This is a genomic window from Vibrio sp. Vb1166 (assembly GCF_033338695.1).
Taxonomy (GTDB): Bacteria; Pseudomonadota; Gammaproteobacteria; order Enterobacterales; family Vibrionaceae; genus Vibrio; species Vibrio alginolyticus.
Window position 1 is genome coordinate 12165 of sequence record NZ_JAWOTE010000029.1, and the last position, 21006, is coordinate 33170.

17 protein-coding genes are annotated in these 21006 nt (G+C 46.4%); 7 read left to right on the top strand and 10 right to left on the bottom strand.

All coding sequences use genetic code 11. The features are described 5' to 3' along the window. From R7E51_RS20625 to crp, 6 genes are all read left to right on the top strand, one after another. Positions 1-1920: an ABC transporter ATP-binding protein gene (locus tag R7E51_RS20625; protein WP_206958492.1), complete on the top strand. Its 1920-nt coding sequence runs from the start codon at positions 1-3 to the stop codon at positions 1918-1920. Then, positions 1917-2405, top strand: coding sequence for a TIGR02444 family protein (locus R7E51_RS20630; protein WP_033907158.1), 489 nt, complete (start codon positions 1917-1919; stop codon positions 2403-2405). Before R7E51_RS20625 ends, R7E51_RS20630 begins: the two co-directional genes overlap by 4 nt. Positions 2406-2492: 87 nt before the next feature. Beyond that, positions 2493-3500, top strand: a complete 1008-nt coding sequence (locus tag R7E51_RS20635) for a hydrolase (protein WP_033907159.1) — start codon at positions 2493-2495, stop codon at positions 3498-3500. Between the two features lie 33 nt (positions 3501-3533). Further along, entirely contained in the window at positions 3534-3746 is a 213-nt protein-coding gene (locus tag R7E51_RS20640) for a YheU family protein (protein ID WP_005382815.1), read from the top strand. 125 nt (positions 3747-3871) lie between these two features. Next, positions 3872-4741: a phosphoribulokinase gene (locus R7E51_RS20645; RefSeq protein ID WP_005381434.1), complete on the top strand. Its 870-nt coding sequence runs from the start codon at positions 3872-3874 to the stop codon at positions 4739-4741. Positions 4742-4981: 240 nt separating this feature from the next. Next, positions 4982-5614 (top strand): cAMP-activated global transcriptional regulator CRP, encoded by a 633-nt coding sequence (gene crp / locus R7E51_RS20650; RefSeq protein WP_005381432.1) that lies wholly within the window; start codon positions 4982-4984, stop codon positions 5612-5614. Between the two features lie 136 nt (positions 5615-5750). On the opposite strand, the gene R7E51_RS20655 is transcribed toward crp, so the two are convergent. The 6 genes from R7E51_RS20655 to R7E51_RS20680 all read right to left on the bottom strand — a co-directional run bounded on the left by R7E51_RS20655 (position 5751) and on the right by R7E51_RS20680 (position 14707). Continuing rightward, positions 5751-6542, bottom strand: coding sequence for a DUF1338 domain-containing protein (locus R7E51_RS20655; RefSeq protein WP_005381426.1), 792 nt, complete (start codon positions 6540-6542; stop codon positions 5751-5753). A 248-nt stretch (positions 6543-6790) separates the two neighbouring features. Beyond that, positions 6791-8248, bottom strand: coding sequence for a succinylglutamate-semialdehyde dehydrogenase (astD, locus tag R7E51_RS20660; protein WP_017821745.1), 1458 nt, complete (start codon positions 8246-8248; stop codon positions 6791-6793). A 28-nt stretch (positions 8249-8276) separates the two neighbouring features. Continuing rightward, positions 8277-9296, bottom strand: a complete 1020-nt coding sequence (gene astA / locus R7E51_RS20665; RefSeq protein ID WP_005381422.1) for an arginine N-succinyltransferase — start codon at positions 9294-9296, stop codon at positions 8277-8279. Between the two features lie 109 nt (positions 9297-9405). Beyond that, on the bottom strand, positions 9406-10617 hold the full coding sequence (locus R7E51_RS20670) for an aspartate aminotransferase family protein (protein WP_005381420.1): 1212 nt from the start codon (positions 10615-10617) through the stop codon (positions 9406-9408). Between the two features lie 361 nt (positions 10618-10978). Beyond that, positions 10979-11566 carry an aminodeoxychorismate/anthranilate synthase component II gene (locus R7E51_RS20675; RefSeq protein ID WP_033907164.1) on the bottom strand — a complete coding sequence of 196 codons (588 nt, stop codon included), beginning with the start codon at positions 11564-11566 and terminating at the stop codon, positions 10979-10981. A gap of 189 nt (positions 11567-11755) precedes the next feature. Beyond that, entirely contained in the window at positions 11756-14707 is a 2952-nt protein-coding gene (locus R7E51_RS20680) for an ExeM/NucH family extracellular endonuclease (RefSeq protein ID WP_206958494.1), read from the bottom strand. A gap of 543 nt (positions 14708-15250) precedes the next feature. Here R7E51_RS20680 and R7E51_RS20685 point away from each other — a divergent pair. Further along, positions 15251-15625 (top strand): hypothetical protein, encoded by a 375-nt coding sequence (locus tag R7E51_RS20685; RefSeq protein ID WP_005381401.1) that lies wholly within the window; start codon positions 15251-15253, stop codon positions 15623-15625. Positions 15626-15682: 57 nt separating this feature from the next. On the opposite strand, the gene trpS is transcribed toward R7E51_RS20685, so the two are convergent. From trpS to rnr, 4 genes are all read right to left on the bottom strand, one after another. Further along, positions 15683-16699: a tryptophan--tRNA ligase gene (gene trpS, locus R7E51_RS20690; RefSeq protein WP_005381398.1), complete on the bottom strand. Its 1017-nt coding sequence runs from the start codon at positions 16697-16699 to the stop codon at positions 15683-15685. A gap of 116 nt (positions 16700-16815) precedes the next feature. Further along, the gene (locus R7E51_RS20695; RefSeq protein WP_005382834.1) at positions 16816-17502 is read right to left on the bottom strand and encodes a phosphoglycolate phosphatase; all 687 of its coding nucleotides are present in this window, start codon (positions 17500-17502) and stop codon (positions 16816-16818) included. 110 nt (positions 17503-17612) lie between these two features. After that, the gene (rlmB, locus tag R7E51_RS20700) at positions 17613-18356 is read right to left on the bottom strand and encodes a 23S rRNA (guanosine(2251)-2'-O)-methyltransferase RlmB (protein WP_005381395.1); all 744 of its coding nucleotides are present in this window, start codon (positions 18354-18356) and stop codon (positions 17613-17615) included. Positions 18357-18423: 67 nt separating this feature from the next. Continuing rightward, positions 18424-20931 carry a ribonuclease R gene (gene rnr / locus R7E51_RS20705; RefSeq protein WP_017821742.1) on the bottom strand — a complete coding sequence of 836 codons (2508 nt, stop codon included), beginning with the start codon at positions 20929-20931 and terminating at the stop codon, positions 18424-18426. Positions 20932-21006 lie beyond the last annotated feature (75 nt).

Here is a 21006-nt window from a genome sequence, read left to right on the forward strand (position 1 = left end):
ATGATTACCTTCTCTGATATTCAGTTACTGCGTGGCGGTAAACCTCTTTTAGACCAAGCTTCTGCGACTATTCACCCTGGCGATAAAGTCGGTCTTGTGGGCAAAAACGGCTGCGGTAAATCAACGCTGTTTGCCCTACTGAAAGATGAACTGTCAATTGATGCTGGCTCATTTAGCCAGCCTCAACACTGGGAGTTGGCCTGGGTCGCACAGGAAACGCCTGCGCTAGAGCGCACTGCACTGGAATACGTCATTGATGGTGATCGCGAATACCGCGCTCTCGAAAAGCAGTTAGCAGAAGCAGAAACGCAGGACAACGGAACCCTAGTTGCCGAGATACACGGTAAAATTGAAACCATTGGTGGTTACAGCATTCGCGCTCGCGCGGCAGAACTGCTCGATGGTTTAGGGTTCAGCCAAGAGCAAATGAGTTGGAGTTTGACCCAATTCTCGGGTGGTTGGCGTATGCGTCTTAACTTGGCTCAAGCGCTATTGTGTCGTTCTGATCTACTGCTACTCGACGAACCAACCAACCACTTGGATTTGGACGCGGTAATGTGGTTAGAGCGTTGGCTACAAAACTACCCTGGCACGCTGATTCTGATCTCGCACGACCGAGACTTCCTTGATCCAATTGTTGGTCGCATCATTCACATCGAGAATCAGCAGCTGAACGAATACACGGGTAACTACTCGTCATTCGAAAACCAACGCGCACAAAAGATGGTGTTACAACAAGCGATGTTTGAAAAGCAACAGAAGCAGATGTCGCACATGCAAAGCTACATCGACCGCTTCCGTTATAAAGCATCAAAAGCACGCCAAGCCCAAAGCCGTATCAAAGCTTTGGAGCGCATGGAAAAAGTACTGCCAGCTCAATTCGATAACCCATTTAGCTTCCAATTCCGTGAGCCAGCTGCGCTGCCAAACCCAATCATGATGATGGATGAAGTATCTGCAGGTTACGGTGACAACCTCATCTTAGAGAAGATCCGCTTGAACTTGGTTCCTGGCAGTCGTATTGGTCTACTCGGCCGTAATGGTGCGGGTAAATCGACCTTAATCAAGCTGCTCTATGGTGAACTTAACGCGCAAGGTGGTGACCTAACTTACTCACAAGGCGTGAAAATTGGTTACTTCGCTCAGCACCAGTTAGAAACGCTTCATCCTGAAGAAACGCCGCTGCAACACATGATGCAAATCGCACCCGATCAAACCGAACAGCAGCTACGTGATTACCTAGGTAGCTTTGGCTTCCAAGGTGACAAAGCACTAGAAAAAGTTGCGCCGTTTTCTGGTGGCGAAAAAGCCCGTTTGGTATTGGCTTTAATTGTGTGGCAAAAGCCAAACCTGTTGCTACTTGATGAACCGACCAACCACTTAGACTTGGACATGCGTCAGGCATTGACGATGGCACTGCAAACATTCGAAGGTGCGATGGTGATTGTTTCGCACGACCGCTATTTACTGCGCGCTACGACCGATGACTTGTATTTAGTGCATGATAGACAAGTTGCTCCGTTCGACGGTGATTTAAATGACTATTATAAATGGTTAACCGAACAACAAAGAGCGGAACGCAAAGAAGCGCAGGCTGCGCAGCCAAGCAAAGATACGGCCAACAGCGCAGCTGCGAAGAAAGAGCAAAAACGTCGCGATGCAGAGTTTCGAAAACAGACAGCGCCAATTCGCAAAACGCTGACACAACTAGAAAATAAAATGGATAAGTTAGGTGCTGCACTGGCCGAAGCTGAAGAACAATTGGCGGACAACTCACTGTATGCGGCCGAAAATAAAGCTAAACTTAACCAAGTGCTGGCACTTCAAGCTTCTAGTAAGGCTGAGCTCGAAGAAATTGAAATGGAATGGATGTCTGCTCAAGAAACATTGGAGCAGATGGAGCTAGAGTTTAATCAATGAGTAATCAACACGCTGAATACACACTCACCCTAGAACACCTTTGGCAGTTTAGTCTGCAATTTTATGGTGTGCGAGAAGTGAAAGAGGCGTGTTTATCATTACAGAACAATTATCACGGTAACGTGAACCTACTCCTGCTGCTCAGATGGCTCGATGAGCAGCAACTCATTTTCCAAGAAAAAGACTGGCCCTTGGTGCAAGACTGTCTAGGTAGAAGCGAAACTTTACTTCACTCCTTTCGCGACCTTCGTCGCCACCTTAAGTCTCAAGTCAATGACGCTTTGTATCGTGAGACCTTGCAGTTTGAGCTGCAACTAGAAAAGCAGCAACAAGCGGATTTGGTGGACTGCATTAACTCACTTGCACTACTCAAAAATGATGGTGACCCACTGACGTTGAGATACTGTCGTCAACTCGGTGGGGAGCATTTGCAGCAAGCCTTTGCTATTCCGGTGCCAAACATTCAACCACCAAAACGCCCATAAATCTGTAGAATACCTATAATCTTTATAAAGGATTATATTAATAAGTTCTTCAACGGACACCGAAGGACCGCATAAGAGCAGTTAGGTATGACACAATTTTTCGCAGCCGCCGGGATCAAAAACCCGCATCTCCAAACGCTTTTGCCGCGTTTTATTCGCAAAAAAGCGTTATTTACGCCGATTTGGCAAACCCTCGATACATCCGATGGCGACTTTCTCGATCTCGCGTGGAGCGAGGACCCAACCCAAGAGCCTGCACAAAAAAAGCCGATTTTTGTTTTATTTCATGGGTTAGAGGGGTGCTTCTATAGCCCTTATGCCAATGGGTTAATGAATGCATTTGCTCAATCTGGATGGCTGTCGGTGATGATGCATTTTCGTGGCTGCAGCGGTAAACCAAACAAAAAAGCACGAGCTTACCACTCGGGTGAAGTGACGGATGCTCGTTACTTCCTAGAGCACCTTGAACAACGTTTTCCTGATAATCCCAAAGTTGCAGTTGGTATTTCTCTTGGCGGTAACATGTTGGCGAATTATTTAGCCCAATATAAAGACCACCCTATTTTGAATGCAGCGACTATTATCTCAGCGCCTTTAGACCTAGCGGCGTGTGCGAACCGTATAGAACAAGGCTTTTCAAAAGTGTATCGCCGTTACCTGCTTTCTTCACTGAAACGTAACGCGTTACAAAAGCATCATCTACTGCATGGTGAGCTTGCGCTGTCCTACAACTCAATAAAACGTGTCACACGGCTGTATGAATTCGATGATTTGATCACGGCACCACTGCACGGTTTTAAAGACGCACAAGATTATTACGATCAATGTTCTGGCTTAAGTAAATTACAACAGATCACGCTACCGACACTGATCATTCACGCCAAAGACGATCCATTCATGACCGACGATGTGATCCCGAAATTTGTTCTGCCAGATAACATTGATTACCGTCTCTTTGAACACGGTGGCCATGTTGGTTTCCTGACAGGAACGGCGTTAAAACCTAAGTTTTGGTTGGAGGAAGCGCTGCCCGCGTATTACGAAAGTATCGCCGCAGATTACCTTTCTGCTGTATCCAAGCAACGAACGCAGTAAACTAGCCGCTCATCATAAAAGTTAGAGGTATTTATGATCATTCCATGGCAAGACATTGCGCCGGAAACATTGGAAAACTTAATTCGTGAATTCGTCTTACGCGAAGGAACGGATTACGGAACCGTCGAGGTTTCTTTGCAAGACAAAATTGATCAAGTTAAAGCTCAATTGGAAAAAGGTGAAGCGGTTATCGTGTTCTCTGAGCTACACGAAACCGTCGATATTCAGCATAAAACAAAATTTTAGACCCTTCACATTTTACCGTATCCCACTCGATGACAAGGTATTGTTACGTGCTATAGTGGGATATCGACCGTGCAGTAGTAACTCTACTGCACATTACAGGTAAGTAATTTTCGACAAGGTTTGTCATGTCAGCTAAACACCCAATTATTGCGGTTACTGGTTCGTCCGGTGCCGGCACGACCACTACATCTGAAGCCTTCCGTAAAATGTTCAATATGATGAACGTTAAACCCGCATGGGTTGAAGGCGATAGCTTCCATCGCTTTACTCGCCCAGAAATGGACATCGAAATTCGCAAAGCCCGCGAGCAAGGTCGACACATTAGCTACTTTGGCCCACAAGCTAATGACTTCCCGGGATTAGAAGAGTTTTTCCGTAAGTTCGGGCATGACGGTACTGGCAGCGTGCGCCGTTATCTGCACACGTTTGACGAAGCGGTTCCCTACAATCAAATGCCAGGCACGTTTACACCGTGGCAAGACTTACCCGAAAACAGCGACGTGCTGTTTTATGAAGGGTTACATGGTGGCGTGGTCGATGGCGATGTTAATGTTGCTCAACATGTGGATTTCTTAATTGGCATGGTGCCGATTGTGAACTTAGAGTGGATCCAAAAATTCGTACGTGACACTCGCGATCGCGGCCATTCGCGTGAAGCGGTAATGGACTCAATCGTGCGATCCATGGACGATTACCTCAACTATATCACTCCGCAGTTTTCTCGTACTCACATCAACTTCCAGCGCGTACCGACCGTTGATACTTCCAACCCACTTAATGCAAAAGGCATCCCTAGTTTGGATGAGAGTTTTGTGGTGATTCGCCTACGCGGTATCAAGAATGTCGACTTCCCATATCTGCTGGCCATGATTGATGGCTCATTCATGTCACGCCACAACACGATTGTCGTACCCGGCGGTAAGATGAGCTTTGCAATGGAGCTCATAGTTCGGCCTATCCTACAACAGCTCATCGAAACAGGGAAAATTGGCTAAAAACCTGCCTGCGAAGATGTTTACTTTTCATACCGTGATCATGTGCACAGTTTTGCTTACAAAATCTCAATCATGGCACGATTAAAATCAAGAAATCGTTTTCGAAAAAGGATACTATTTCTTACCGAAACACAAGAGAGCTTGCAGCATATAAAAAGTGCTCTTATTCTAGTAGGCCTAATTCAGGCTTAGCTAAAATATGGATAGCGCAAGCGTACCCTGCAGAGGAAGTGAGATATTATGGTTCTAGGTAAACCTCAAACCGACCCAACATTAGAGTGGTTTCTTTCACACTGTCATATTCATAAGTACCCTTCAAAGAGCACGCTAATTCACGCGGGCGAAAAGGCAGAAACTTTGTACTACATCGTTAAAGGTTCTGTTGCGGTTCTTATCAAAGACGAAGAAGGTAAGGAGATGATCCTTTCTTACCTAAACCAAGGAGACTTTATTGGTGAACTTGGTCTATTCGAGGAAGACCAAGAGCGCACAGCTTGGGTTCGTGCTAAATCTCCTTGTGAAGTTGCTGAAATTTCTTTCAAGAAGTTCCGTCAGCTTATCCAAGTAAACCCAGACATCCTAATGCGTCTTTCTGCGCAGATGGCTCGTCGTCTTCAAGTAACTAGCCAAAAAGTGGGTGACCTGGCGTTCCTAGACGTAACTGGTCGTATCGCTCAGACGCTTCTGAACCTTGCAAAACAACCAGACGCAATGACTCACCCAGACGGCATGCAAATCAAGATCACTCGTCAAGAAATCGGTCAAATTGTTGGCTGTTCTCGTGAGACAGTAGGTCGTATCTTGAAGATGCTAGAAGAGCAGAACCTAATCTCTGCTCACGGTAAAACCATCGTGGTTTACGGTACTCGTTAATCTCAAACTAGAGTGACACGAACAAAATTATAAAAGCCACCAATGGCAACATTGGTGGCTTTTTATTTGCTCATGACCAAATGAGATAGGGTGCAGCGAACACTAATGAGTAAGCTTAACAGGTTAACCCTAAAACTTAGCCATTCGTACTTTCAAAGATTTTGTCAGCTGAAGCGGCCACGAAACCTGGGTACAAATCACCATTTTCCATCGGATAGCGCTTAGCAAATTCATAAAACCCGCCAGGGATAATTTCAGTGCCTTCGCTAAAACGAACCGCTACTTTATCTGCCATGGTCGATGACTGCTCTAGCAACACCTCAGGAGTGCCCTTCACTTCACCACCATTTTCATTAATGGTAAACCCAGCGGTACGCAGATGATCGTTTACCTGCTTCACTTCTTCATATTCATTGAGCTGGTTAACGCTCACCGTGAAGTGGTTTGCTCCGTAACCATGCGCCGCAAGCCAAGATGCGTACTCACTTTCTTTAGCCAACGTTTGGTAATCAGCAAAGCTTAAATCCCACAAGCGTCCACCATGTAAGAATGCGCTATCGTTCAGCTTGTCAGCATCGACTTGTGCCACCAAATTTTTCACAATCTCTTGTAGCTCAGACGAGCACTCTTCAACTTTTAGCTCACTAATAAAGACTTTAGGTTGCTTCGGATCTGGGTGCTCATAGTGCTTAGCAACCAGCTTTTTGCTTTCGAAAACGTAATCACCACACGCCTTGTAACCAATAGCTACAAATGGCTTAGCTAGAGTTTCAATACCAAGAGGCGCGATATTGAAGGTACGTAAAGCTATATGATCATTAATCAGAGGCTCATCTTCTTGAAGCAGCTGATGCACTTTAGCCGCCGAAGGGCAAAGACGTTGAATGTAATCTTGCCATAGCGATTCAAATAACACATCGGGCGTCATAACGACTCCTTGTTACGAGATGTAGAGTTTAAAGGTAAGCGGAAGTTGGCTGCTCGTTCACAACAAAAGTTGTCCAGAATAATGAACGAGCAACCATCAACCTGTGACGGTAAATGCCAGTCAGTCAACACGCTTTTCCGAGTCTTTGCTCACTTTTCGTGTTCTGCCAACGATCACTACAACCCATACCTAAATGATGCGCCGGCAAGGTGAGCCGCAATGCATAGTTGCGACTCTATTATTAAATCTTATAGCGCTACACCTGGACTCAATGTTGCAGGCAAGACAGTTTCTTGACCTTCCATTGATGCCATTGGGTACGCACAGTAATCTGCTGCGTAGTAAGCGCTTGGACGCAAGTTACCCGACGCCCCCGGACCACCAAATGGTGCATCACCACTTGCACCCGTTAACTGGCGGTTGCGGTTCACGATGCCGGCACGAATGTGGTCCACGAAGTATTCCCACTCTTGGTCGTCGGTTGAAACCAAGCCAGCAGATAAACCAAAGCGCGTATCGTTTGCTAGCGCTACGGCTTTGTCTAATCCTTCGTAGCGCACCACTTGCAGAAGTGGGCCGAAGTATTCTTCATCTGGTAACTCAGCAATGTTCGTTACATCAATGATACCAGGAGAAACAAACGCCGCCTCTCCTGCTTTCGCTTCAATCAAGCTTTCACCGCCAAGAGACTGTAGATTAGCTTGTGCATCAAGAATAAACTTGGCTGCCACGACCGAAATTTGCGGTCCCATAAATGGCGCAGGTTCTGCAAATGGTTGGTCTACGCGAATATTGCGTGTCGCTTCAACGAGCTTGGTGATAAGCGCATCGCCTTTTTCACCCAATGGCACATACAAACGACGAGCACACGTACAACGCTGCCCAGCACTGATAAACGCTGACTGGATGATGGTGTAAACCGTGGCATCCAAATCACCATATTTATCAGAGATCACCATCGGGTTATTACCCCCCATTTCTAGTGCGAGCATCTTGCCTGGTTGACCCGCAAATTGACGGTGTAATACATGCCCCGTATTCGCGCTACCCGTAAACAGTACGCCATCAATGCCTTTTGCGTCAGCTAGGGCGATACCAGTTTCTTTAGCGCCTTGAACAAGGTTAATCACGCCTTTCGGCAAACCGGCTTCTTCCCATAGCTTCATCGCCAATTCACCCGTCCATGGCGTTTGCTCAGACGGTTTGAAGACTACCGTGTTACCAGCCAGTAGCGCTGGCACAATGTGACCATTTGGTAGGTGGCCTGGGAAGTTGTAAGGACCAAACACCGCCATCACGCCCAATGGGCGGTGGCGCAATACGATTTGGTTGCCTGCTGCTTCACGGCTCGCCTCACCAGTGCGGTCATGATAAGCGCGAATCGAAATGGCAATTTTACCTGCCATGGCTGCTGCTTCAGTGCGCGTTTCCCAAATCGGCTTACCGGTTTCTTTGGCAATCACTTCGGCGATTTTTTCGCTGTTCTCTTTTACTTTCTCCGCAAAAGCCAACACGATTGCCTCACGCTCTGAAAATGGACGCTTTTTCCAGTCAATAAACGCTTCACGCGCTGCAGATACCGCCTGGTTCACCTGCTCTGCCGTTGCACCTTTGCCTTGCCAGATCACTTCTTGGTTGTACGGCGACAGAGACGTAAATGCTTCACCCTGACCTTGTACCCATTCACCTGCAATCCAATGTGTCATTGTTTCTATCCTTAAATTCTGTCGTCTGTTACTGCGGAAGAAGGCGAACGAAATCCCCTTCTTCAACCGAAAGTGCATCCGCAACGTCTGGTGCAATCATCACGCTTTGTGTTTCTGCGTCATACGCCGCTTTAGTGACTGTCGCACGGAAGTTCTCGAAAGATGAATTACACATCAAGAAGTCTTGTGTGCTGGAATGTTCAGAGATTTTGACTTGCGCACGGAATGAATGACGTACCGACTCAATATTACGCAGATCACACTCAACCGTTGGGCCACCGTCGAAGATGTCGACGTAGCCTCGGTTGGTAAAACCTTCACGCTCAAGCAGCTTCAGCGCTGGACGCGTGTTGTCATGTACTTGACCAATCACGGCTTGCGCTTCTGGGCTGAGCAGATTGATGTAAATAGGCAGTTTCGGCATCAAGTCGGCGATAAAGCCTTTCTTGCCGATACCTGTCAGGTAATCTGCAAGCGTGAAATCGATAGAGAAGAAATGCTCTTGAAGCCATTGCCAGAATGGTGAATTACCCTCGTCGTCTGAAACGCCACGCATCTCCGCAAAGATCGTTTCAGAGAAGCGCTCTGGGTGCTCTGCCATCATTAGGAAACGACACTTCGACATTAGACGACCATTCAGACCTTGGCGGAATTTCTCACGCAAGAACAAGGTACAAATTTCGCTGTTACCCGTGTAGTTATTACCAAAAGTAAGCAGTTTAACGACGTTGTTAACGCCAAGCTTTGGCGACGAGTGCACAACTTTACTAATGTGATATGAGTAAAATGGGACATCCCAGCCGATAGATGCTTCGATTCCGGTGGTACCCGCAACCTCACCCGTTTCAGAGTCAAAGCCAACCATCAGGTAGCCTTCATCGCCTGGTTCTGCCACATCTGGCTTACCAAAGCTGTACTCTGAATGTTTGATTCGATTGGTTAACAGTTCTTCGTTAACCGGTAGAGATGTAAATCCGTGACCAGACTCCACCGCACAAGTGTGCAGTGCGTCGTAATCCGACATCGCGATAGGGCGAACTACTAGCATCAATACTCCCTCCAGATGCAAGAAGATCCTAACTATATTGTAGGAACAATTCCCCCATCAGAGATCCTTGACGGGGGTGTCTGCGTTGACGTTTAAACTGATATCGCGCTTAAACTAAAGTCGCGATCGCTTTATCCAGTTTCGCCAAGCCTTCTTCAATTTCTTGTTGTGTGATAACGAGTGATGGTGTGAAACGTACGACATTGGCACCCGCAACCAATACCATGAGACCTTGTTTACCTGCAGCAACCAGCACGTCACGCGCACGGCCTTGCCATTCTTCATTTAGTGCAGCGCCAAGTAATAGGCCTTGACCGCGCACTTCTGAGAAGATGTTGTACTTCGCGTTGATCTTCTCTAGACCTTCACGGAACATTGCTTCGCGTTCTAGCACACCAGCCAACACCTCTGGCTTAGTAACTTCATTTACAACCGCTTCTGCAACCGCACACGCTAGTGGGTTACCGCCATATGTAGAACCGTGAGTGCCCACTTTCATGTGCTCTGCCAATTTTGCTGTCGTTAGCATTGCACCGATCGGGAAACCGCCACCAAGTGATTTCGCAGTACTTAGAATATCTGGCGTGATACCTAAACCTTGGTAAGCGTAGAAGTTACCTGTACGGCCATTACCAGTTTGCACCTCATCGAAGATCAGTAAGGCGTTGTGTTTGTCACACAGCTCGCGAACCGCTTGAGCGAACTCAGGCGTTGGTGGCACGATGCCGCCTTCACCTTGTAGTGGCTCCATCATGACCGCACAAGTACGATCAGACATGTGTGCTTGTAAAGCTTCGATATCGTTGTAAGGAAGGTGTGTCACGTCGCCTGGCTTAGGACCGAAGCCGTCAGAGTATGCCGCTTGGCCACCAACCGTTACGGTAAAGAATGTACGACCGTGGAAACCTTGTTTGAATGCAATGATTTCAGATTTCTCAGTGCCATGAACGTCTGCTGCATAACGACGTGCCAGCTTCAAAGCGGCTTCGTTTGCTTCTGCGCCAGAGTTAGCAAAGAACACTCGCTCAGCAAAACTCACTTCTGTTAGCTTTTTCGCCAGACGAAGGGCTGGTTCGTTCGTCATAACGTTACTTAAGTGCCAAAGCTTGTTAGCTTGCTCTGTTAGCGCGTTTACCATTACTGGATGACAATGGCCAAGACAGCTCACTGCAATACCACCAGCAAAGTCGATGTATTCATTACCTTCCTGATCCCAAACACGTGAACCTTCACCTTTAACAGGGATCATTTCCATCGGGTTATAGCAAGGTACCATTACCTCATCGAATAAACCGCGCTCTACTTTAATTTCCGTTGTCATTGCACATTCCTTCTTGATACCGCATGCGTAGCAGATAAGCGAATTTAACCGGCTCTCTTTGCCAGCAAATAATGTTTTGCATTTAAGCTATTGCGGCATTGTATTTACATTTAATTAACCATTTCAATAGTGATTTATTCTTTTCGTTCTCGAAAGCAACTTCCATTAATCACTGCTTATGACTATTTATGCATCAAGAAAGTAAAATAGAGAAGTGATTTTTTATAAATGTTATGTAATACAGGGGATAGAAGGTTTAAAAAGACATGAATAGACAAAGAGACTCGAGAGAACCGCATAGTTTTGCAATCCGCTCACCTCAGCAAAAAGATGAATGATTTGTTAAGAAAAGTGATCGCGATCAGATCGCTTTGCGCGCTAAAAAGTTCGCAAGCAACTCGTGACCTTGCTCAGTTTTGATTGATTCTGGGTGGAACTGCACCGCATCAATTGGCAAGGTTTTATGTTGGTAACCCATTATTTCATCCATGCTTCCGTCAGGCAGTTCTGTCCATGCAGTCAGTTCAAACACGTCGGGTAAAGTACCGTTTTTCACCACAAGAGAGTGATAACGAGTTACCGTGAGTGGGTTATTCAGATTTTTAAACACACTACGACCGTTATGACGAATCGGTGAGGTCTTACCGTGCATCACTTGTCGTGCACGTACCACTTCGCCTCCAAACACTTGCGCTATCGCTTGATGGCCAAGGCAAACACCCAATATTGGAAGCTTACCAGCGAAGTGTTCTATCGCTTTCAGTGAAATACCTGCTTCGTTCGGCGTACATGGCCCTGGCGAGATCACCAAATGAGTTGGGTTGATCGCCTCAATGCCTTGGATATCGATTTCATCGTTACGCACCACCTTTACGTCTGCACCAAGCTCGCAGAAGTATTGGTAAAGGTTGTAGGTAAAAGAGTCGTAGTTATCGATGATCAACAACATAAAGGGTCGGTTGCTCCAATCCGTTTTGGCAATGCTTACGTAGTGAATCGCCACGTTCGTGACAATCAAGGGCGGTATTTTGCTATACCAAGCAAGAAAGGCAAGTTTTTGCTGAATAAAAAGGCCAGCATAGGCTGGCCTTTGGTCTTTACAGCTATTTAGGAACTGTTTGTCAGGAAGTAAATTCGCTTAGCGGCGACGGCGGAATAAGCCGAGACCTAGCAGCGCAAATAGCGCGCCAAAGCCAAATGAACCACCATCATCATCATCGTCTGATGGGTTAGTGCTCGACGGCTCTAGCGTAACATCGCGAGAATCACTGAACTTAACCGTGTTACCGGTAGAATCTGTCACTTTCTCTTCTAGAACGTACTGACCTTCCGTTGGTGCTTTGTCGAATTCCACACTCACGCTACGAGCATCAATGTCTGTTTGTGTCAGAGTTGCACTCGCTTCGTAACCATCAGTATCAGACGTTGACGACGCCGCTTGAGTTGCTTCCGTTAGGCTTACCGTCACGATATCACCGACAACTGCGTTTGGTGGTAGACGAACTTCCACTGCTAGGTTTTCACCTGAGCTTGGTAGATCGATATCTGTATCTGGTAAATCAATCGCGATGATCACTGGATCGTGGTCAGAGGCAGAGAACGCATCTTTGTACTTCGGCATATCACCTGTGTACTTGCTGCTGTATTCGAACAAGTTACTCTCTAGTGAGTTGATGTGCCAATCTTCAATTGCTACCACTTTTTGCGCTAGGCTGCTGCTTGCCAATGCGTGGTCCAAATTACCCAGCTCGCCCGAATAGGTGTAAGAAAACGTATTAGCGCCGTGCAGCAACGTGTTTAAGTTGTGCAGACCGTAACCTTTTTCAATTTTGGTCTTCTCTACTTGAAGTTCACCATCACCAATGGTTGTGTAAGCAGCAGTATAAATGTCACGGCCGTATTTCTCTCTTGAGTAATCAGTCAGTGTCAGAAGTGGGTCTTCCATGCCATAAGCATTGAGATCGCCCATGAGCAATACATCGCCTTTCACCTCTTTCAACGCTTCACCCACTGCGTGCGCAGCAGAAACGCGGAAGTTGTTACAGTTGCCTTGCAGATCCGCTGGCTCAGAATCTTCTACACCAGCAATCCACTCTTCAATACACTCAGAGCCTTTCGACTTAAAGTGGTTTACGACAATAGACAAATCTTTACCCGTCTCTTTCACCGTAAAGGTCTGAAGTAGACTGTGGCGTTGGTACTTATCGTAAGCAGGGTTACTTTCTGTGCCCTCTTTACGAGTAATTGTGTTTTCTGCAATGTGCTGCTCTGGCGTGATGATCACTTTTGCAGCGTCTTTTGGCGTTACTGCGTTAGCACGATATAAAATCGCCACCATGATCGCATCACTGCCAAAGTATTCTTCTTGGTATTTGTCTTGCTCTTCGATTTCGACATACGTGTAATAATCTTCAGCGTCATCAATCTCAGCATTTAGGGCATCAACTAAGTTTTGGATAGCACTGCCATCACCAAAGCCGTTGTTTTCCACTTCCATCAAACCAATGATGTCAGCGTCCATCTTGTTCATCGCCGCAACGATTTTCGCTTGCTGGATCAGGAATTCGTCTAGATTAGTCGCACCACGGTTTTGTCCGGTTGGGTTTTCATGACCACTGTCAGCCACGGAGTTGAAGTAGTTCAGTACGTTGAAGCTTGCAATACGCAAATCTGAGTCCGCAATCGCTGGGGCATCTTTACGAGCCACGTCGAAGCCTTCACCTGAAGTCACGAAGTTGGTGTTATCGACTTCATTGGTCGCAATCAGGCGGTATTCGTTGTAGCTGTAAGCCACCACGCCCTGCAGACCCTCTACTCGCGAACCAAGGCGAATGTGCTGCTCTGAAGAGCCATCTTGATCTGCATCTTTAGCAAAATCTGGGTAGTATGGGATTTGGCCGTTTGGTGCTTTGTCATCTGATTCTAGGTATACGCGGTTCGCTGCGTTGTCTTTTGCTAGCTCAACGGCTGCATCGCTCTCTGCCGCGTGTAATTGAGTCGGCTTTAACAATGGCGCTTCATGAGAGAGCATCATATTGTTACGACGTGAATCGTAGTCGTAAGAGAAGTTTCGAGTTACAAACAAGTCACTTGCCGAGGTTAACTCAACTTGCATCCCTTCATGACGCTCAAGCGCATCACGTAGTGTCTCACCTTCTTTGATAACAAGATCGGTAACTCGAGGGGTTTCAGAGGTGCCTGTTTTCACATAGCTGTTAGCATCAGAAGCAAGCTGAGTATTGCTGTAATACTCTTGAACTTTACCTTTCACACAAACAACATCACCAGCTTTCAGCGCCGTGTCTGCCGCGTCAGTATGAATGAACAAGCCTTCTGAGGTCTTGTCGTTGTTGTCGCTTTCTAATGCTTGTAGGTAGAAACCTTTGGTTAGGCCAGTGGTAACAGCAGTCACGACACCCGTTACGAAATGATCTTCGTCAGTAATGTATGGGTAACCATCAATGAATGGAGACGTATCGCCTTCACCTTGAATATCTTGGATGGTAGTGAAGTTAGGTTGCTGACCGTCGACTTCACAAGCGAATGGTGCTGGTGGCTCAGTCGCATTTAGCTCACCAAGGCCGTCAATGTTGTCTTTCTCAAATGCCGTCCACTGAGATGCATCATAAGTAGCAGAAGGGGTTAGTGCATCACTGTTACGAACTAATGTGGTGTCTTTACCAAAATCTACGTCACCCATCACACCGATGATGTCGTGCACTTCACCATCTTTCAGCAGTGCGATCGGGTCGTCACCGTTAAAGTTCGCAACGCTTTTATCTGTGATATCCGAGACAGCTTTGATGGTATCGCTCGCGTCACCATGCGCCAGTACATACACTTGGTTAGCTTGTAGCGTCACTTGGCTAAGGTCGAATGTGCTACCCCAAGTACCACCACCGTTTGATGATTTCGCTAGCTCGTAACCAGTTAGCGTTACCGCTGCATCGCCTGTGTTCGCGATCTCTACTGCTTTGTTGTATGAACCACCTTCTACATACTGAGAGATGATAATTTCTGCGTTAGCGTTAGCACTAAGTGCACTGGCGATGGTTAATGCGAGTATTGAGGGTTTGATTAACGTGTCCATTGTCGTACCTGATATTTATGTAAATGCAAACTTAGCTCTGATTAGAGCCTGCCATTTGCGTCTACTATCAGGTTTATTTATGAAATAAATAAGAATGAGTAATTAAAGCCGTGAAATGAATCACATGTGAATATAAGAAAATATGCCAGAGCATCCCATTCAAACATTTTTTGTAATAAATACAGAGCGCTATTGATAAACAAGTCAGAATTTAGATTGATTACTCAGTTTACTTTTTCACTTCATGTTAAGGAGTAGAAAATACATCACTTGTTGAGTTGCTTATTAACCCAACCGTTCCGTTACAAATAAAAAATATAATTAGTCACTAATTTAGAATGCTTTAATTTTCACTTGTATCACTGTTCAAGCCCAAGAATCTATTACTCGCTTCGTTCTCTCTTATACAGGCCCCTCATACTTCAAAGTTTTCATGATTTATTCAATAACTTTTCATTACTCACTAGCCAAAAACATACACAAAAGATATAACACCTGCGCGAGACAATAAGATCTCATTAGCTGTAAACCCAGGAACGACAAATGAAAAAAATTCAACGCAGTGTGCTAGCTCTCTCCCTACTTGGCTTGATAGCGGGGTGTCAGTTGACCGCCAGTGAGCCACTTCAACCTACGGCGAATCAAGACATCATCGAATCAGCCAAAAATGAACTGGATGGTATTGAAGAGCTAGAAGTCAGTGACGAGGGTGTTATTACCTTTACTCAGCGTCTAAGAACGCCAGGAACCTACTGGATTCCAGCGAGAATTAAAGAACTCAGCTACGATATATCATGCGTACAGCTTAGTTACTTCATTGATAGAGGCATGGTTGTGAAGTCTGCCTTTCTAGGGGCTCGAGGACGTGTTGAATATTACGACATGGAACGCTGTATGAAAGACACACCATTTCAGTAATACAGGCATAAAAAAAGCTCCACCAAAGTGGAGCTTTTTCGTATTCGTTCTTAGCAACTATGGGCGAGCTACAAAACCTACTGCTTCGTATGCTTTCTTAAGCGTTTCAGCCGCTCGTGCCGAGGCTTTCTCAGCGCCTTGCTGCATTACCTCGTCCATGTAAGCACGATCAGCGCGAATACGGTGATATTCTGCTTGAATTGGCTCAAGCATTGCTACAACTGCCTCACCAACATCTTTCTTAAATGGGCCATACATTTCTACGCCTTGGTACTTCGCTTCAATCTCTTCGAAGCTCATACCTGTCGCCGCGGAGTACAGACCCATTAGGTTAGCAATGCCCGCCTTGTTCTCGATATCATGACGGATACTTGGTGGCGTTTCGGTATCGGTTTGCGCTTTGTTGATCTTCTTAAGGATCGACTTAGGCTCTTCCAGCAGCGTGATAACGTTCTTACGGTTGTCATCAGATTTAGACATCTTCTTCGTTGCGTCTTGAAGGCTCATTACACGCGCATTTACTGTCGGAATGTAAGGCTCTGGAACTTGGAAGATTGGCTGCTCTGGCGAGTAAATATTGTTGAAACGCGTTGCGATATCGCGCGCTAATTCTAGATGTTGCTTCTGGTCACTGCCTACAGGTACTTGGTGTGCACCGTAAAGCAAAATGTCAGCCGCCATCAACACCGGGTAGTCAAATAGACCGACGTTTACGTCATTCGCGTAACGTGCCGATTTGTCTTTAAACTGAGTCATACGGCTCAGCTCACCCATTTGAGTGTAGCAGTTAAGAAGCCAACCTAATTGAGCATGCTCTGGTACATGTGACTGAACAAATAGCGTGCTCTTCTTCGGGTCAACACCAACTGCCAGACAAATTGCCAGTGCGTCTAGAGTTGCTTCATGCAGCGCTTTAGGGTCCTGACGAACCGTAATCGCGTGAAGGTCTACCACACAATATTGGCAATCATAATCGTCTTGCATCTGCTGCCATTGACGTAGAGCACCCAAGTAGTTACCGATACTTAGTTCACCTGAAGGTTGAACACCACTCAATACAATGGGTTTGCTCATTAGAATGATTCCTTTGACTTCTTAATCTAATTAAATGAAAAAAACCGTGCAGTAATAGGTGCACGGTTTACTCAGTGTACTCATTAACGAGTATTTTGGAAGCTCTTTTGTAGCCGTTATGCAGAAACCGCTACAACGTCCAATAATTCTGCCAAACTGTCAGCGACGAAATCTGGATTTGATGCTGAAATAGGTTCACCGTGGTTGTAACCATATGTCAGACCAAATGAGGCACAGCCTGCATTCTTTGCTGCGAGAATATCGTTTTTCGAGTCGCCAACCATCAGCATTTCACTTGGTTGGATTTGGTGCTTTTCCATCAACCAGTTCAATGCTACTGGGTTTGGTTTTTTCTCTGGGAATGCATCACCGCCAAGGACATCAACGAAGTATTTTGCGATGTCGTGCTTTTCCAAAACGTCAGGCACAAACTTTGAAGGTTTGTTGGTCACCAACGCCATAACAAAGCCCGCTTTGTGCAGCTCTGCTAGTGTCTCTTTTACCGTTGGGTAAAGATGACTTAGCTTGTGACCGCTTTGCTCGTAGTAATCATCAAACAATACACGCGCTTTAGCACGAAGCTCTTCACTCAGCTCCGGGTTGATGGTCAGGCTTTGGCTTAATGAGCGACCAATAAGCACGTCTGCGCCGTTACCCACGTAATCACGAACTTGTTCTTCTGAAACCGATGGAAAGCCAAGCGCCTGTACTGCTTGGTCTGCCGCGACAGCTAGATCGGGCACGCTATCAAGCAAAGTACCATCTAGATCGAAGGCGATGAATTTAATGTCTTGTTGAGTCATAACTTCCCTGAGGATTTTTATTTATAAATCGGTGAAAACGACAAAGGATGGCACCCCATCCTTTGTTTTTATCATTATGTCTGATTCTACAGTAACTGTTTGTTTCGTCGTTACTTTGCAGCAATACGCTGACGAACTGCCTCAAACAAACAGATGCCGGATGCCACAGATACGTTCAAGCTTGAAACGCTACCAGCCATTGGGATCTTAATCAAATCGTCGCAGGTTTCACGAGTTAGACGACGCATACCGTCACCTTCTGCCCCCATTACGATAGCAAGGGGGCCAGTCAGTTTGGCTTGGTAGATGTCGTGCGTTGCTTCACCCGCAGTACCAACAAACCAGATGCCTTTCTCTTGCAATGTACGCATAGTACGAGCCAAGTTAGTCACTCGGATCAATGGCACGACTTCAGCTGCACCACAAGCCACTTTGCTTACGGTTGCGTTCATTGGCGCAGAACGATCTTTCGGTACGATGATCGCCGCAGCACCTGCCGCATCTGCGTTACGTAAACACGCACCAAGATTGTGTGGATCGGTCACGCCGTCTAACACTAATAGCAGTGGTGATTCGTGCTGCGCCAGGATGTCATCTATATCGTTCTCATTCAGCTGCTTCGCTGGTTTCACACGAGCGATGATGCCTTGGTGATTTGCACCGCGCGCTTTGTCATCCAAGGTTTTACGTGTCATCTGCTGAATAGAAACACCACAAACCTGAAGATCATTTAGGATTGGCATTAGGCGATCATCTTGACGACCTTTTAAAACGTACGCCTCGATAAAACGCTCTGGTTCGCGCTCCAATACCGCCTTCACTGCGTGAATGCCGTAGATAAATTCGTTACTCATTGTTTAACCTGTTGTTCTGGTCGTATTGCCTGCGCCAACCGAGTTTGAACTAAGTTGGCGCTTCAACCTACTGCGCTTCTTTTTTAGTGCGCTTGGTTTTCTTCGGCTTACTGTGCGGCTTCTTTTTACGTGCTTTTTTCACTTTAGGCTTCTCGTTGCCTTCGGCGTCACCACGTTTTGGGCCATTGCGCTTACTCGTTGCGCCCGTTTCTTCTGGGCGTTTAGTTGGCTCTATCGCAGGAACTGCACGAGCCGCGCCACCTTCTTTCGATGAAGAGCGAGTCGCAGCGCGTTTTTTATCTTTCGCTTTGCGTTTTGCTTCCGCTGCGCGTTTCTTCGCAGTCTTACCTTCGCCGCGTAGCTTACGACTTGTTTCGACCAATTCAAAGTCAATTTGCTTATCATCGAGGTTAACAGCCAGTACTTTTACTTTTACTGCATCACCTAAGCGATAGATGTTACCGAAACTTTCACCAATAAGTCGTTGACCAATCGGGTCAAATTGATAGTAGTCGTTCGCAAGGGTAGAAATATGTACCAAACCATCGATGTGCAAATCCGTTAAACGTACAAAGAAGCCAAAGCTAGTGACATTAGCAATAACACCGTCTAGTTCGTCACCGACGTGGTCTTGCATATATTCACACTTCAGCCAATCCGCAACATCACGTGTTGCATCATCAGCACGGCGCTCTGTCATCGAACATTGTTCGCCGTAAAAATCCATGTCGTCAAACGAGTAATGATAGCCACCTGTTGGTGTCCAGCGATCTTGATTACGACCTTCTTCTTTAGCAATCAGATACTTGATTGCACGGTGAAGTAACAAGTCAGGGTAACGACGAATTGGCGACGTAAAGTGCGCATAGCGTTTCAATGCCAACCCAAAGTGCCCCGCGTTATCTGCGTTGTATACCGCTTGCTTCATTGAGCGTAGCAGCATGGTCTGAATCAACTCTTGATCTTGACGCCCGGAGATTTGACGTGCGAGATCAGCATAGTCCGTTGGTGAAGGCTCTAAACCACCTTTTAGCTCAAGACCAAGTTCACTTAAGAAGTCACGGAAACCTTGCAGGCGTAATTCACCTGGAGATTCGTGGATACGATAAAGCGCGGGCTCTTTCGCTTTTTCTACCAGCGATGCCGAAGCAATGTTGGCTAAAATCATACATTCTTCGATGATCTTATGCGCGTCATTACGAATTACTGGCTCAATGCTTTCGATTTTACGTTCCGCATTGAAAATAAATTTGGTTTCAACGGTTTCAAATTCGATTGCACCGCGTTGATCTCGTGCTTCTTTCAGCACTTTGTACATCTTGTGCAACTCTTCTAGATGAGAAACAAGCGGCTGGTAGCGCTCACGTAGTTCTTCATCCCCTTCTAGAATCGCGCTCACTTTGCTATATGTGAGACGAGCGTGCGAGTTCATCACCGCCTCGTAATGCTTGTAACCAGACAGCTTACCTGTATCGGAAATGGTCATTTCGCACACCATACACAAGCGATCTACTTGCGGGTTAAGCGAACATAGACCGTTCGACAGTACTTCTGGCAACATTGGCACAACTTGCGAAGGGAAATATACTGAGTTACCACGATTGATCGCTTCTTTATCCAACGCAGAGTCAGGACGAACGTAGTAACTGACGTCAGCAATCGCTACCCATAAACGCCAACCACCTTCTTTGTTCTTTTCACAGTAAACGGCATCATCAAAGTCTCGTGCGTCTTCGCCGTCAATGGTCACTAGTGGCAAATCACGTAGATCCACACGACCAACTTTCGCTTCTTCTGGTACTTCTTCGCCTAAGTTTTCGATTTGTTTATCGACGGCTTCTGGCCATTCGTGAGGGATTTGGTGTGTACGAATCGCAATTTGTGTTTCCATACCTGGTGCCATGTTTTCACCAAGGACTTCAACCACTTTACCCATCATGCCGCGTGAGCGTGAGCCACGATCAGTAATTTCAATTACGACTACGTTACCCATGCGTGCACCCGCTTTGTGCTCATTTGGGATCAGGATATCTTGGCTGATACGCGAGTCATCTGGGACAACATAGGAGTATCCATATTCAAGGAAGAAACGACCAACGATTTGATCATTGCGCTCCTCTAGCACACGCACCAAACGTCCTTCACGGCGGCCGCGCTTGCTGTTGTCTGTCGGTTGCACTAAGACAAAATCACCGTGGATGATGTTCTTCATCTGATGGTGCGGTAACAGAATATCATCATCCTTGCCGACGCTGCCTTCTGGACGTACCCAACCATGGCCATCACGATGACCAATCACGTAACCTTTCACCATTTCAAGTTTTTCAGGCAATGCATAGCACTGACGGCGGGTAAACACCAGTTGGCCATCTCGCTCCATCGCACGTAGCCGACGACGCAACCCTTCGTATTGCTCTTCGCCCTCAAGCTTTAGTGCCTCAAACAAGTCGTTACGATTCATTGGAACGCCCGCTTGCTCTAGAAACTCGATGATAAACTCTCGGCTTGGAATTGGATTTTCGTAATTTTTGGATTCACGATCTGCAAAAGGATCGTTTGGAATATTGTCTGACATAGGCACGCCTATCTAGCAAGGAAGGTATATGGCTAGTATATCTGAGTCTCTCGATAAGCTACAGAATTGCTTTGA